We start from the raw sequence: 14,773 nt of genomic DNA, 5'->3' as shown, positions 1-14,773 counted from the left end.
AACACACTATTTTATCGATAAAAAACACAGCAAATCTAAAATTCTACTTGAATATCCAGTTTCATTATCATACCATCCAACAATTTTTACCATGTTGCCTATAACAGATGTCATTTGTGAATCAAAGATGCAAGAATGTGAGTTGCCTACAATATCAATAGATACAATTGGGTCTTCGGTATATTCAAGAATTTGTTTTAAGCTTGTGTTCGCTGCCGTTTTAAAAGCTTGGTTGATCTCTTCAATAGTAACTGTCTTTTCTACATTAAATGTGATATCAGTTAATGAACCATTAGCAACAGGTACTCTAATACCGCATCCTCCAATGACATTTGATAGTTCAGGGAAAATTTTTGTTAGTGCTTTTGCAGCACCAGTTGTTGTTGGTACTATAGATTGTCCTGCAGCTCTAGCTCGACGCAAATCTTTGTGAGGTTGGTCATGTAGGCTTTGATCTGTAGTATAGGAATGAATGGTTGTAATATAAGCTTGTTTTATACCACAAAGTTCCTGTATTACAGAAATCATTGGAGCAGCATTGTTGGTCGTGCACGATGCGTTAGAGATAATTAATTCTGTACCGTCAATATCATTATCATTAACACCTAAAACAACTGTTTTAATATCATCTTCAGCAGGAGGAACAGATAAAATAACTTTTTTAGCACCATTAGTAATATGATGTTTAAGCACTTCGGAAGTTTTAAACTTTCCGGTAGATTCTATTACAAAATCAACATCAAATGGAGACCAATCAATATCACTTGGATGGTTATGATTAAGGAGTTTAATGGATCTCTTGTTGAGTATAATGGCATTTTCCGAAGAAAAAATTTCATGTTTAGAAACACCATGTATGCTATCGTACTTTAATAAATGGCCTAATGTTCTCGCATCGGCAAGATCATTAATCGCTACCACTTGAATATCTTCTCGGTCTTCAATTAGTCTAAAAACGCGACGACCTATACGACCAAATCCATTAATTGCTACACGTATCATTAATTGATATGTTTTTGAGCTTTGTATGAAGATCGTACTAATGCACTACTTTCTACATGGCGAAAACCTAAACTAAGTCCAATGTCTTTATATTCATCAAACTGATCTGGTTGAATAAATGATTTTACAGGTAAATGCTTTTTTGAAGGTTGTAAATATTGGCCAATTGTAACCACATCAACATCATTTGCTCTCAAATCATGCAGTGTTTCTATGACTTCTTCACGAGTTTCACCTAATCCTAACATAATGCCAGACTTGGTTCTACGTTGTCCTTGTTCTTTTAAATATTTAAGCACACCAAGGCTTTTGTCATATTTGGCTTGGATACGCACCTCACGGGTTAATCGCCTTACCGTTTCAATATTGTGAGACACCACTTCTGGAGCTACATCAATAATTCTATCTATATGTTGTTCTATGCCTTGAAAATCTGGGATTAGGGTTTCTAGAGTTGTTTCAGGATTCATGCGTCTTACTGCTTTTACAGTTTCGCTCCACATGATGCTTCCCATATCTTTAAGATCATCTCTATCTACACTTGTTAATACAGCATGTTTAATACTCATGATTTTAATTGATCGTGCTACTTTTTCAGGTTCTGCCCAATCTACAGTTTCTGGACGTCCGGTTTTAACACCGCAAAACCCACAAGAACGCGTGCACACATTACCCAATATCATAAAGGTTGCAGTGCCTTCTCCCCAACATTCACCCATATTTGGGCAGCTTCCAGAAGTACAAATTGTATTTAATTTATACTTGTCTACAAGACCTCTTAACTCTGTATATTTTTTTCCTGTTGGTAATTTAACTCGTAGCCATTTTGGTTTTGGTTGACGAGTAACAACTGGTTTTGATGCAATTTTTGTGTCCATCTACATATTTTATAGATAGCAAAGATACGAAGTATAAAATTAATTTGATGCTTATATCATCTTGAGATACCAGATACTAAAACCTATAAGTAAAATGATTTCTAGCCTGTTTAAAATGGATCACTTTTTTGAGTTAGGTACTAGCGCTTTTAGATTGTACGAGACGTGCTACACCGTTTACTACTGCTGCAAATAATAAACGTGGACCTATTTTTTTAAAGCTGAAATGCATTATTTTTTCTTAATAATCTCTGCTAATAATTTTTTTGCGCGAAGTAGTTTAACTTTCACATTATTCATGGGTTCATTGAGATGCTCAGAAATTTCTTTATAACTCAATTCTTGGAAATATCTAAGATTAATTACTTCCTGATAATGCGGTTTTAGTTTTTTGATATCGCGAAGTAATTTTGCTAAATTTTGTTCTGTGATTATTTTATCTTCAGGAGTAGGAGACTCATCAATAATTTTAAAATACTCGTTATCTTCATCAGTATTTGACCTACTTGTAATGGTCGATTTTTGCTGTCGCACTAAATCAATATGAATATTCTTTGATATGGTCACTAACCATGTAGAAAATTCATACTTATCATTATAAGAATTGATTTTATCAAATGCTTTTGAAAAGGTTTGAATGGTAATGTCTTCAGCATCATTTTCGTTTTGGGTACGTTTCAATTGAAAACCAAAAACAGTATTCCAAAATTTATCTAACAGAAAATTAAAAGCAATTTGATCATTTTGTTTCGCTTTATCTATCGCTTCTTTTACTTCCAATGGTTAGGTTTTGATGTGAGATTTTTTATAAATATAAAGAATTGAATGATAATTAAGAATAATTCTAAAAATGGTGTATACATGACTAAGCTTTTTTCTTTAAGCTTAGTTGATACTGAATATAGTGTAGTATATTGAATTATAAATCTCAACACTACTAGGCCTAAAACGATTTTCCATTGATATAAGTTAGCTAATAAGGTTACAGCTAAAACCCAAAATAGAAATTGAGAAATATAAAATAAAGACAGTAAGATTTTATGTTTTAGCTTATAATGATTGGCTGTACTTATATGTCTTCTTTTTTGCAGAAACCAAGATTTAAATGTTTTCTTCGGAATGGACTCGGTAAAACTATGTTTTGAAATGCAAAGATTTGTATTTTCTGAAGTAGCTATTTGATTGACAAATAAATCATCATCTCCAGATTTTACGTTCATATGACTCATAAACCCATTGGCTTCAAAAAATAGGTCTTTAGTGTAGGCTAAATTTCTACCTACTGCCATATAAGGTAAACCAATTGATGCGTAAGAAAAGTACTGAACAGCAGTCATAAAAGTCTCAAACCTAATAAGCAAATTAAGCAAAGATCCCTTAATTTTATGATAAGGACTATAACCTATAACCAGCGCTTTTTCTGAGTTAAATCTAGCGCTCATTTCGTTTATCCAATGTTTAGATAAAGGTTTGCAGTCTGCGTCTGTAAATAGTAAGGTATTGTGTTTTGCAGCTTTGATCCCTAAAGTTAGCGCGTACTTTTTGTTGCCCCAAAATTTTTCATTGGGTTGGATATTTACAATTTTTATATGTTCATAATCTTTTTTGAAAGCTTCCATGACTTTCAATGTATGATCTGAAGAGTTGTCATTAATTAATACAACTTCAAAAGATGGGTGAGATTGAGAAACTATAAAAGGTAAGTTTGTTTTTAAATTGTCAGCCTCATTTTTTGCACATATAATTACCGAGACAGGTTGGTTTGAATGAGAGACTTTTTTTTGTTTAAGTGTGGCAAATTTTCCGAAGATAAAACCATAGAAAATAACTTGAACGAAAATTATGACAATAAACGTGTAGAAGAGAATCTCAAATAGAAACATTAATTATGACGAGTGTTGAGGTTCGTCACAGTTTTCAAATTGGTCAGGCGTTTTTCCGCAGAAACCACACGATTCTCCTTTTGTATTAATCATAGGATTTTGACTTGCGCAAGTACCCGCAAATTTACCATCTTTTTTTGCCCAAAGTTTAATAGCAATTCCTGCAACACCTAAGCCTAATAGTAGTAATGTAATTAATAAGAGTTTCATTTGTATTATATATTTATGCAAAGATAAATATTTTGATTGTTTTTAATCATATTATCTCAAATCAAATTATTAGTAAAAAAAATAAATGTGACTTTTAATGTTATTTAAGTGTCTTATAGTTAGTAAATTAAAATTTAAACTAACTAAAATCATTTATTATGAAAAAATTATTTGCAGAGTTCTTCGGAACATTTTGGCTTGTATTTGGAGGATGTGGTAGTGCTGTTTTTGCTGCTGCTTTTCCTGAATTGGGCATTGGATTTACAGGTGTTGCATTAGCATTTGGTTTAACTGTTTTAACAATGGCTTATGCTGTAGGACATGTTTCTGGAGCACATTTTAATCCTGCAGTATCAATTGGTCTTTGGGCAGGAGGAAAGTTTCCTGCAAAAGAACTTCTGGGCTATATTATAGCTCAAGTTATTGGTGCAATTGTAGCAGCAGGAGCTTTGTTTTTAATATTGACAGGTAAATCGGATTTTGTAGATATTGGTAATTTTGCAGCAAATGGTTACGGAGAATTGTCTCCAGGTGGTTATAGTATGATTTCTGTTTTGGTGACAGAATTTATCCTTACTATGTTTTTCTTATTAATTATATTAGGAAGTACCTATCCAAAAGCTCCAAAAGGTTTTGCTGGTATTGCCATTGGGTTAGCGTTAACGCTCATACATTTAATAAGTATTCCAATTTCTAATACCTCTGTGAATCCTGCACGTTCTACGAGTCAGGCTTTATTTGCTGGAGGAGAGTTTACAGCGCAGTTATGGTTGTTTTGGTTAGCTCCAATTGCTGGTGCTATTGTAGCAGGATTTGTTCATAAAGCATTTTTTGATAAAGAATAAGCGTATTGATTAAATAGAAAAAGCCACTTTTGATATTTCAAAAGTGGCTTTTTAAGTTAAACATAATATATGTTAATTATTTTTAGCTTTCAATTCTATTTCTGCTACTAATTCGTCATTATTAGCAATGGCTTCTTTATCTCTTTCAGATCTAATTTTAAGACTTAAACCAAGAGCATTTTCCATATAAGGTAATGTTTGCATTTTCTTATCTGAAGGGTCTAATATACCTAGGCTAACAAGTTTATCTTCCATTTGTGCATAGACTTCAACAAATTCATCTTTCTCTAAATGCGGTAGTGACACAACATCAATCATTGAGGTTTTTTCAACGGCATTTATGTAAGCTACAGTTTTTAAGTTTTTAGCACGAGCGTTTCCTCTTAGAACATATTTTTCTGTTTCGGGATTATTCAGTTTTATAAACTGTCTCATCACGTCATCAAGTTTTTTATTGTTAATGTCAATATCGCTTCTAAGGTCAAATATTTCATCTACAACAACTTGGTTTTCTTCTAGTAATTCTTGATTTTGTTCGTACATCATAAAAGCAGCACTTGCAAAAAATAAAGCAACAACACTTGCTGCAATACTGTACCAAGGCGTTTTACGATGAGACGTTTCCATCTTTATTACTGGAGTTTCTTCTGCCTTAATATCATCAAGAATATGATCTAGAATAAATTGAGGCGCTTCTACAGCATTAGCTTTAGCTAGTGTTTCAAGATGACTTTGTAATCTTAAATACTCGCTTTCCACTTCAGGATAGGTGTCAATGTAATGTTCTACTTTCAGGCGTTCTGAAGCAGAAATTTCATCTAGTACATACTTGTCAAGTAAACCAGATTGAAAAAAGGTATGTAATGTTTTTTCCATTTTAATTTGTTTCTGGATCGTAAACTTTTTTAAGTTCTCGTAATCCAATTTTTAATCTAGACTTAATAGTACCCAACGGAATATCTAATTCGTCACTTGCTTCTTGTTGTGTCATTCCTTCAAAAAACAAAGCTTTTAATACTATTTGATACTTCTCATCTAATCGTGCAACATGCTCCTTTAAATCTAACACATCTTGATTCAAATTTGCTGTTGGTAAGATATATACGTTTGATTTATCGATTTGGACTTCTTTCTCAAATCTATTATTAAAACTTCTTAATTTATCTATGGCAGTATTTTTTGCAATACGATATAACCAGGTAAAAAGTTTTGCTTTTTTAGAGTCGTATTTTTTTGCGTTTTTCCACACTTTTACAAATGTTTCTTGTAGCGCATCTTGGGCTATTTCTTCATTAATAGTTACCTTTAAAATAACACCATATAAGCTGTCTGAATAATTCTCATAGAGAAGATTAAGTGCTTTTTTATCACCTTTTGCAAGTAATGCTACTATTTGTTGTTCTATAGGTGTGCTCAAAAAATTAGAATTTATAATAATTTAAAAAAATGAATTTTAAAACGTCTAAAATTGAATTTCAGCCGTATATATTATTAAAGCGGTAAAATTAGTAAAATAATACTAAAACAAAATTTAATCCATTGACATATAATTTCTGTGGAATAGAATTTTTTCTTCCTTATAGAAAATTGATTAATAGCATTATCTCATCTATTCTATAGTAAATATTAGCCTCATTAAATTGAGGCTTTTTTTTATATAATATTGACTTCTGCTTCTATTTGAATGTCAAAAATTCTAAAAACAGTATCTTGAATTAATTTTGAAAGTTCTAAAATTTCTTTTCCTTTTGCTCCTCCATAATTAACTAATACTAAGGCTTGTTTTTTGTGAACACCGTAATTACCAAACGTTTTACCTTTAAAGCCAGCATGCTCAATGAGCCAACCAGCAGGTATTTTTATCTCGGTTTCAGATACGACATAATGTGGTGCATTTGGGAAATTGTCTTGAAGTTTGGAAAATGCCTTTTTTGTAATGACTGGATTTTTAAAAAAACTTCCAGAGTTTCCAATCTCTTTAGGATTTGGTAGTTTACTTTGACGAATTGAAATTACTGCTTTAGATACATCTTGTATCGTAGGTTGATTGATATTCATACGTTCAATTTCCGAAGTTATAGCGCCATAATTAATATTTAATTTATGATTTACTTTACTTAATTTGAAAATAACGCTAGTAATTATAAATTGACCTTTAGCATGTTGTTTGAAAATTGAGTTACGATAAGCGAAGTTACAGTCTTCTTTTGTGAAGGTTTCAATTTCTAGAGTGTCTAAATTTAAGGCTTTGCAGGAGTGAAATGTGTCTTTTAACTCAACGCCATACGCACCAATGTTTTGTATAGGGCTTGTGCCAACATTACCAGGAATGAGTGATAGATTTTCTAAACCACCAAAATCATTTTCTAATGACCAAAGCACAAACTCATGCCAGTTTTCTCCAGCTTGAGCCTCAATTAACACTTCTGTTTCGGTTTGTGAAAGTATGTGTTTTCCTTTAAGATTTACATGAATAACTAAAGCGTCTACATCTTTGGTAAGCAGCATATTACTGCCACCTCCTAATATGAATTTCTTCGGAAATTTTTCCGAAGTATAAATCGTTATCAAATCATCAATAGAGTTGATGGATACAAAATGCGTTGCCTTTACATCAATCCCAAATGTGTTAAATGCCTTTAAAGATATGTTGTTTTGAATTTGCACTAATCTTTATAAACTTTTAATGCTTCCTTAATAATGTGAACGGCCTTTCTTAAGCTATCTGTGTTTAAAACATAGGCAATTCTTATTTGATTTAAACCTACTCCTGGAGTGCTATAGAATCCTGCTGCAGGAGCTACCATTACTGTTTCTCCATCAACGTCAAAAGATTCTAATAGCCATTGCGCAAAAGCATCACTGTTTTTAACAGGTAATTGTGCAATACAATAAAAAGCACCTTTTGGGTTGGCAACTTGTACGCCTTCAATTTTTTGTAATTCTTCAATTAAAACATTGCGTCGTTCTACGTATTCAAGTATGACGTCGTCAAAGTAACTTTGTGGTGTTTGTAATGCTGCCTCACTGGCAATTTGTGCCAATGTAGGTGGACTCAATCTTGCTTGTGCAAATTTTAGAGCTGTTTTAATGACGTTTTTGTTTTTTGAGACAAGACATCCTATTCTTGCACCACACATGCTATATCTTTTGGATACAGAATCTATAACAATCGCATAGTCTTCTAGACCTTCTTCTTGAAGTATTGAATAATGGGTTTCGCCATCATAAGCAAATTCTCTATAGACTTCATCGGCTATTAAAAATAAATCATGCTTCTTAACGATGTTTGCTAGTTTTTTAATTTCTTCTTTAGAATATAAATATCCTGTTGGATTACCAGGATTACAAATGAGAATAGCTTTAGTTTTTGGTGTAATTAACTTTTCAAACTCTTCTATTGGAGGTAAAGCAAAATTGTTTTCAATTTTAGAAATTACAGGAACAACATTAACACCAGATGCTGTTGAGAATCCATTATAGTTAGCATAAAAAGGTTCTGGTATAATTACTTCATCGTCTGTATCCATAACGCTTCCAAAGGCAAACATAAGGGCTTCACTACCACCAGTTGTGACAATGATGTCATCATGTTGTACATTGATATCATTATTTGCGTAATAATTTGCAATTTTGGTACGATAACCTTCAGAACCTTCAGATCTAGTGTACGCTAAAATATCTAATGAGTGAACTCTAACAGCATCCATAGCTACTTGAGGTGTTTTGATATCTGGTTGACCTATGTTTAAATGATAAACCGTTTTCCCTTGTTTATAGGCGTTCTCTGCATAAGGAACTAGTTTGCGAATTGGAGATTCTGGCATAGAAGTTCCCTTCTTAGAAATATTTGGCATATTGATGAGTTTAAGAGTGTAAAGTTCTGAAAAATATTCTTAAATTTTATTTAAAACGGAAGTAAAAAACAAACAATGAAATAAAGATTTGTAACTTGGGAATAATGCATACGAAATTTAATAGAAAAATAAGTGTTTTTACGATGCTCTTATTATGGAGTGTAATGTTCTCATTTGGGCAAGGTGACTTTGAATTACCAGGTAAACAATATGATAAAATTAAGTTTGAACTCATCAATAATCTTATTGTTTTACCAGTAGAAATTAATGGCGTTGAATTATCTTTTATGTTAGATACTGGTGTTAGTAAAGCTATTTTATTTAATATCACAAATACAGACTCGCTTCAAATGAATAATGTTGAAACCATTTTTCTACGAGGGTTGGGTGTTGGTGAAACGGTTAAAGCATTGAGATCAAAAAATAATTTTTTAAAAATTGGAAATGCTATTAATATTAATCAAGAAATTTATGTCGTTTTTGATCAAGAAATAAACTTTACACCTAAGTTAGGTATACCTGTTCATGGAATAATAGGCTATGACTTTTTTAAGGATTTTATTGTAGAAATCAATTATAAATCTAAAATTATTAAATTAAATAGAAGAGATGGTTATCGCTACAAATCGTGTAAAAAATGCGAAACTTTTAATTTATACTTCCATAATAATAAACCATATATTGATGGAGAAGTCACTTTAGGGGAAAAGACCCTATTAGTGAAATTGTTAATTGATACAGGAAGTAGTGATGCCTTATGGTTATTTGAAGATGATGAATATGGTATTACTGCTAAAAACAATAATTATTTTCATGATTTTTTAGGAAGAGGATTGAGTGGTAATGTCCATGGTAAACGATCTAAAATAAAGGCATTTAAGCTTAAAAGTTTTACTTTAAACAATGTTAATACCGCTTTTCCAGACTCTACTGCAATTAAACATGCTAAAAGAATAGAAGATAGAAATGGAAGTTTATCTGCAGAGATACTAAGACGGTTTAATATAATTTTTGATTATGAAAAAGGAGTATTAACGCTAAAAAAGAATGGTAATTTTAAAGATAGGTTTCATTATAATAGAAGTGGTATTGTGTTAGAGCAACATGGTTTTAGAATAGTAAAAGAGTCTACAAATAAAAAAACCTTCGATAATTACGGAAGATCAAATGATAATAATATTACAATATCTTCAGTAGATACATATACCGTAGGTTTGAAACCTGCTTACACTATTATGGAAGTTAGACCTAATTCTCCGGCAGAAAAGGCTGGATTGCTTAAAGGCGATATTATTGTTTCTATAAATGGTAAACATGCACATGAGCTCAAGTTGCAAGAAGTTATTGGTTACTTTAAAGGTAATATAGGTAAGATGATTAGACTCAAAGTTGAAAGAAATAAGCAAATATTAAGTTTAGAATTTAGATTAGAAGATGTATTCGAAAAAAAAGAACTCCCAAATTAGAGGAGTTCTTTTAAATTCTATTTAGAGTAAAGGATTTATTGTTCCATGACGCTTTTTTTTGTTTTTTCTAGGACGTTAGTCTTACTAGGATCAATAACCAAACCTTTTATTTTTAAAGCTACGGTTGGAGTTTCAGCATTAGAAGTAACCGTAATAGTTTTTCTAATTGGGTTCACTCTTTTTGTATCATACTTAACTTCAATTTCTCCAGTTTCTCCTGGTAAAATAGGGCCTTTTGGTTTTTTGGGTACAGTACAACCGCATGTTGACTTTACATTAGATATTATTAAAGGTGCATTACCTGTATTTGTGAATTCAAATATTCTAACACCATCAGAACCTTTTTCAATTGTTCCGTAATCAATTACATCTGTTTTAAATTCTATTTTTGCGACTTTCTCTTGAGCCATTGCTCCAAAGCTAATAAACGCTACACATAAAATTGCTACTATCTTTTTCATCATTTAAATTTTAAATTGATACTATCAAAGCTACTTACTTTTTACCATTCTGCAAAATAAATTAGTTGTATGACCTTACAATTAACAAAATTTGTAATTTAAGTAGTCATTATTTCTCGTATTCATTTCGCTAAAAAAGAAATATAAGTACTTTTGTGAGTTATAAAGCAAAAACAATACCAAAGCATGGAAATTCCATCAAAATATTCAGCACAGACAGTAGAAAACAAATGGTACAACTACTGGATGTCTCACAATTATTTTCATTCTACTCCAGATGAAAGAGAACCGTACACAATAGTAATTCCGCCACCAAACGTAACTGGAGTCTTGCACATGGGACATATGTTGAATAATACCATTCAGGATGTTCTCATTCGTCGTGCGCGTTTGCAAGGTAAAAATGCTTGTTGGGTGCCTGGAACAGATCATGCATCTATAGCAACCGAAGCTAAAGTAGTTGCCAAATTAAAAGCTCAAGGTATAGACAAGAATGACTTAACTCGCGAAGAGTTTCTAAAACACGCTTGGGAATGGACCGAAGAGTATGGAGGTGTCATTCTAGAGCAACTAAAAAAATTAGGATGTTCATGTGATTGGGATCGTACAAAGTTTACGATGGATGATGACATGAGTGAAGCCGTTATCAAGGTGTTTGTTGATTTGCATAACAAAGGCTTGATCTATAGAGGTTACCGTATGGTTAATTGGGATCCTGAAGCTAAAACAACCTTATCTGATGAAGAAGTAATTCATGTTGAAAAACAAGGGTCACTCTATTATTTAGAATATAAAATTGAAGGTAGTGATGAGACATTAACCATTGCTACAACACGACCAGAAACCATATTTGGAGATACTGCAATTTGTATCAATCCAACCGATGAGCGTTTTACACATTTAAAGGGTAAAAAAGCAATTGTTCCTATCTGCGGAAGGGTTATTCCTATCATTGAAGATGAGTATGTTGATTTAGAATTTGGTACAGGTTGCCTAAAAGTAACGCCTGCTCACGATGAGAATGATAAAGTTTTAGGTGACAAGCATAATTTAGAAGTTGTCGATATTTTCAATGAAGATGCAACTTTAAATAGCTTCGGAATGCACTTTGAAGGGCAAGATCGCTTTGTGGTTAGAAAGGCAATTGCTAAAGAGTTAGAAACTTCTGGTGTGTTGGTGAAAACTGAAAGTCATATCAATAAAGTAGGAACTTCAGAACGTACAAAAGCTGTTATTGAACCAAGACTAAGTGATCAATGGTTTCTTAAAATGGAAGAGTTAGCCAAGCCAGCTATTGATGCTGTACTAAAAACTGGTGATGTAAAGCTATTTCCGAAGAAATTTGAAAATACATACCGTCACTGGATGGAGAATATTCGCGATTGGAATATCTCACGTCAATTACTTTGGGGACAACAAATTCCTGCCTATTTCTATGGTGATGGTAAAGAAGATTATGTCGTAGCAGAAAGTCTTGATGAAGCCCTTAAATTGGCTAAAGTAAAAGCTAACAATGAAAAATTAACAGCAAACAACTTAAAACAAGATACCGATGCGCTTGATACATGGTTTAGTTCATGGTTATGGCCAATGAGTGTTTTTGACGGAATTAGAAATCCGGAAAATGAAGAAATTAAATATTATTATCCAACCAATGATTTAGTAACAGGACCAGATATTTTATTCTTTTGGGTAGCACGTATGATTGTTGCTGGTTATGAATATAAAGATCAAAGACCTTTTGAAAATGTCTATCTCACAGGTTTAGTTAGAGATAAGCAAAGACGAAAAATGTCTAAGTCATTAGGAAATTCTCCCGATGCCTTAAAACTAATCGACGAGTATAGTGCAGATGGTGTGCGAGTAGGGCTTTTATTAAGTTCTGCTGCAGGAAATGATCTAATGTTTGATGAGGCATTGTGTCAACAAGGTAAAGGATTTTCAAATAAAATTTGGAATGCATTTAACCTAACTAACCTTTGGGATGTTGACGACACTATCGCACAACCAAACTCTAGTAAAATAGCATTAGAGTGGTATGAAGCTAAATTTCAAAAAGCACTTATTGAAATAGAAGATCATTTTAGTAAATATAGACTGAGTGATGCTTTAATGACTATCTATAAATTAATTTATGATGATTTTTGTGGTTGGATGCTCGAGATGGTTAAGCCAGCATATCAACAACCAATTGATGCAATAACATATCAAAAAGTGATGTCTATTTTTGAAGAGAATCTTAAAATTGTTCATCCATTTATGCCTTTCTTAACTGAAGAGATTTGGCAATCTATTAAAGAACGTTCTCCAGAAGAAGCTCTAATAATTGCACAATGGCCAAAGGCAAAACCAATTAATGAACATTTGATTTCAGAATTTGATTTTACTTCAGAAGTGATAACAGGAATTAGAAATATTAGAACACAAAAAAATATTGCATTTAAAGATGCGATAGGGTTTTATGTTGTAAATAATGAAAACGCTGCTTCTACATTTGATGAAGTAATTTCTAAACTTGGTAATCTTGAAAGTTTTGAATATGTGACAGAACCTGTAGATGGAGCATTAACTTTTAGAGTGAAATCTAATGAGTATTTCATTCCAATGGAAGGAAGTATTGATGTAGAAGCAGAAGTCGCAAAATTAACCGAAGAGTTGAACTACACTGAAGGCTTTTTAAAATCTGTACAAAAGAAACTCTCAAACGAGCGTTTTGTTGCAGGAGCACCAGAGCAAGTAGTGGCAAGTGAAAAGAAAAAAGAGGCAGATGCTTTAGCTAAGATTGAGACTATTAAATCAAGTTTAGCTAGTTTAAAATAGCAGGACTAAAACTCCATATTAAACCTGTAAGATGTTAATAAACCTTGCAGGTTTTTTTGTGCCAATTTACCACTCATTAATTTTATTACTATCCAACTTCACAAAAATAAAGAGTAAAATAGTAAAGCCCCAAAGTCCAGAGCCTCCATAACTAAAAAAGGGTAGAGGGATTCCTACAGTTGGGATTAATCCCATGACCATACCAATATTAATTGTGAAATGGGTAAATAATATCGCTGCCACTGCATAGCCATAAACGCGACTAAATTGTGATTTTTGAGATTCAGCAAGAAAAAGAACCCGAATAATTAAGGCCATAAACAAAACAACAACCAAGGCACTTCCTAAAAATCCCCATTCTTCACCTACAGTACTAAAAATATAATCGGTTTCTTGTTCTGGTACAAATTTTCCTGTAGTCCTTGTACCTTGCATAAACCCTTTGCCAGTTAATCCTCCTGAGCTAATGGCTTGCTCAGATTGAATGAGGTTATAAGCCTCAGCTTTTTTCATGCGCTCTAGTTTTGCAGGGTCTTTTTCTAGACGTAACCAAAGGCTAATTCTATTTTGTTGATGTGGCTTTAATACATGATCGTAAAACATGCGCACACCAGCAGAGAATGACACACAAACCAATAATATGACGATATGCTGAATTATAGAGGCACGTTTTTTTCTTCGGAAAAAGTACAAGCCACCAATAATAACAGTTGCAACTAAAGCCGTAATTAATATGCCAAATTTTAAGGCAAGAACAGCTAAAACTATAGCAGAAATAGCAATGGCTAAATATATTTGTTGCAGACCTTCGCGGTAAAATACAAAGAAAAAGGACGCGTAAACTATGGTGCTTCCTGCATCATTTTGCAGTAAGATTAATATTGCAGGTAAAACGATAATTCCAACAGCCCTTAATTGATGCTTTATGGTATTCATGTCGGTTTGCAAATCGCTCATATATTTGGCAAGAGCCAGAGCAGTAGCAAATTTAGCAAACTCACTTGGTTGTATAGTCATACTTCCAATGCCATACCAAGAACGTGCGCCATTAACATCCTTTCCGAAGATAAATAAACCGACAAGCGCTAGCATGGCAATAATATAAATCACGCTTGCAAACCGTTCATAGAATTTTGCTTCTACAGCTAATATTAGAGTAATTAAGACTAAGGTTAAGCCAATAAAAACGGCATGTTTACCATACAATTGGCTCATGTCAAAATAACTTACAACCTCTCCTTCATGAGACGCAGACATGATGTTGAGCCAGCCAAAACCTACAAGTAATAAAAATAATACTATAATAATCCAATCAAAACCAAAATTTTTGTGATGCTCTCTATTATGCATG

General features: G+C 32.6%; 14 protein-coding genes. 3 read left to right on the top strand and 11 right to left on the bottom strand.

Annotated features, from left to right (window positions below; translation table 11 throughout):
• Positions 1-6: 6 nt before the first annotated feature.
• The 5 genes from gap to TD29_RS01370 form a co-directional block, all read right to left on the bottom strand.
• On the bottom strand, positions 7-1,002 hold the full coding sequence (gene gap / locus TD29_RS01390; protein ID WP_040278371.1) for a type I glyceraldehyde-3-phosphate dehydrogenase: 996 nt from the start codon (positions 1,000-1,002) through the stop codon (positions 7-9).
• The gene (gene lipA, locus TD29_RS01385; RefSeq protein WP_040278370.1) at positions 1,002-1,880 is read right to left on the bottom strand and encodes a lipoyl synthase; all 879 of its coding nucleotides are present in this window, start codon (positions 1,878-1,880) and stop codon (positions 1,002-1,004) included. Before lipA ends, gap begins: the two co-directional genes overlap by 1 nt.
• A gap of 231 nt (positions 1,881-2,111) precedes the next feature.
• Entirely contained in the window at positions 2,112-2,660 is a 549-nt protein-coding gene (locus TD29_RS01380) for an RNA polymerase sigma factor (protein ID WP_040278369.1), read from the bottom strand.
• A complete protein-coding gene (locus TD29_RS01375; protein WP_040278368.1) occupies positions 2,651-3,763 on the bottom strand; it encodes a glycosyltransferase in 1,113 nt (370 codons plus the stop codon). The genes TD29_RS01380 and TD29_RS01375 overlap by 10 nt, the downstream gene beginning before the upstream one ends.
• A 3-nt stretch (positions 3,764-3,766) precedes the next feature.
• Positions 3,767-3,973 carry a hypothetical protein gene (locus tag TD29_RS01370; protein WP_040278367.1) on the bottom strand — a complete coding sequence of 69 codons (207 nt, stop codon included), beginning with the start codon at positions 3,971-3,973 and terminating at the stop codon, positions 3,767-3,769.
• Positions 3,974-4,131: 158 nt separating this feature from the next.
• On the opposite strand from TD29_RS01370, the gene aqpZ reads away from it, so the two are divergent.
• Complete coding sequence (gene aqpZ / locus TD29_RS01365; protein ID WP_206539792.1) at positions 4,132-4,818, top strand: aquaporin Z; 687 nt, start codon at positions 4,132-4,134, stop codon at positions 4,816-4,818.
• 72 nt (positions 4,819-4,890) lie between these two features.
• On the opposite strand, the gene TD29_RS01360 is transcribed toward aqpZ, so the two are convergent.
• From TD29_RS01360 to TD29_RS01345, 4 genes are all read right to left on the bottom strand, one after another.
• Positions 4,891-5,694 (bottom strand): hypothetical protein, encoded by an 804-nt coding sequence (locus tag TD29_RS01360; RefSeq protein ID WP_040278365.1) that lies wholly within the window; start codon positions 5,692-5,694, stop codon positions 4,891-4,893.
• A 1-nt stretch (position 5,695) separates the two neighbouring features.
• The gene (locus tag TD29_RS01355) at positions 5,696-6,235 is read right to left on the bottom strand and encodes an RNA polymerase sigma factor (RefSeq protein ID WP_040278363.1); all 540 of its coding nucleotides are present in this window, start codon (positions 6,233-6,235) and stop codon (positions 5,696-5,698) included.
• A 236-nt stretch (positions 6,236-6,471) separates the two neighbouring features.
• Positions 6,472-7,485, bottom strand: a complete 1,014-nt coding sequence (murB, locus tag TD29_RS01350; protein WP_040278362.1) for a UDP-N-acetylmuramate dehydrogenase — start codon at positions 7,483-7,485, stop codon at positions 6,472-6,474.
• Positions 7,485-8,675: a pyridoxal phosphate-dependent aminotransferase gene (locus tag TD29_RS01345; RefSeq protein ID WP_040278361.1), complete on the bottom strand. Its 1,191-nt coding sequence runs from the start codon at positions 8,673-8,675 to the stop codon at positions 7,485-7,487. Before TD29_RS01345 ends, murB begins: the two co-directional genes overlap by 1 nt.
• 104 nt (positions 8,676-8,779) lie before the next feature.
• On the opposite strand from TD29_RS01345, the gene TD29_RS01340 reads away from it, so the two are divergent.
• The gene (locus TD29_RS01340) at positions 8,780-10,141 is read left to right on the top strand and encodes an aspartyl protease family protein (protein ID WP_084203365.1); all 1,362 of its coding nucleotides are present in this window, start codon (positions 8,780-8,782) and stop codon (positions 10,139-10,141) included.
• Between the two features lie 35 nt (positions 10,142-10,176).
• Here the strand turns inward: TD29_RS01340 and TD29_RS01335 are convergent, their stop codons facing one another.
• Positions 10,177-10,602, bottom strand: a complete 426-nt coding sequence (locus TD29_RS01335; RefSeq protein WP_040278360.1) for a DUF1573 domain-containing protein — start codon at positions 10,600-10,602, stop codon at positions 10,177-10,179.
• Positions 10,603-10,788: 186 nt separating this feature from the next.
• On the opposite strand from TD29_RS01335, the gene TD29_RS01330 reads away from it, so the two are divergent.
• Complete coding sequence (locus TD29_RS01330) at positions 10,789-13,422, top strand: valine--tRNA ligase (RefSeq protein ID WP_040278359.1); 2,634 nt, start codon at positions 10,789-10,791, stop codon at positions 13,420-13,422.
• 66 nt (positions 13,423-13,488) lie between these two features.
• On the opposite strand, the gene rodA is transcribed toward TD29_RS01330, so the two are convergent.
• Positions 13,489-14,772 carry a rod shape-determining protein RodA gene (rodA, locus tag TD29_RS01325; RefSeq protein ID WP_040278357.1) on the bottom strand — a complete coding sequence of 428 codons (1,284 nt, stop codon included), beginning with the start codon at positions 14,770-14,772 and terminating at the stop codon, positions 13,489-13,491.
• Between the last annotated feature and the right edge of the window lies 1 nt (position 14,773).

The sequence above is a fragment of the Psychroserpens damuponensis genome (assembly GCF_000826655.1).
Taxonomy (GTDB): domain Bacteria; phylum Bacteroidota; class Bacteroidia; order Flavobacteriales; family Flavobacteriaceae; genus Psychroserpens; species Psychroserpens damuponensis.
Note: the sequence above shows the minus strand (reverse complement) of the source record. Positions and strands in the feature narration are given on the sequence as shown.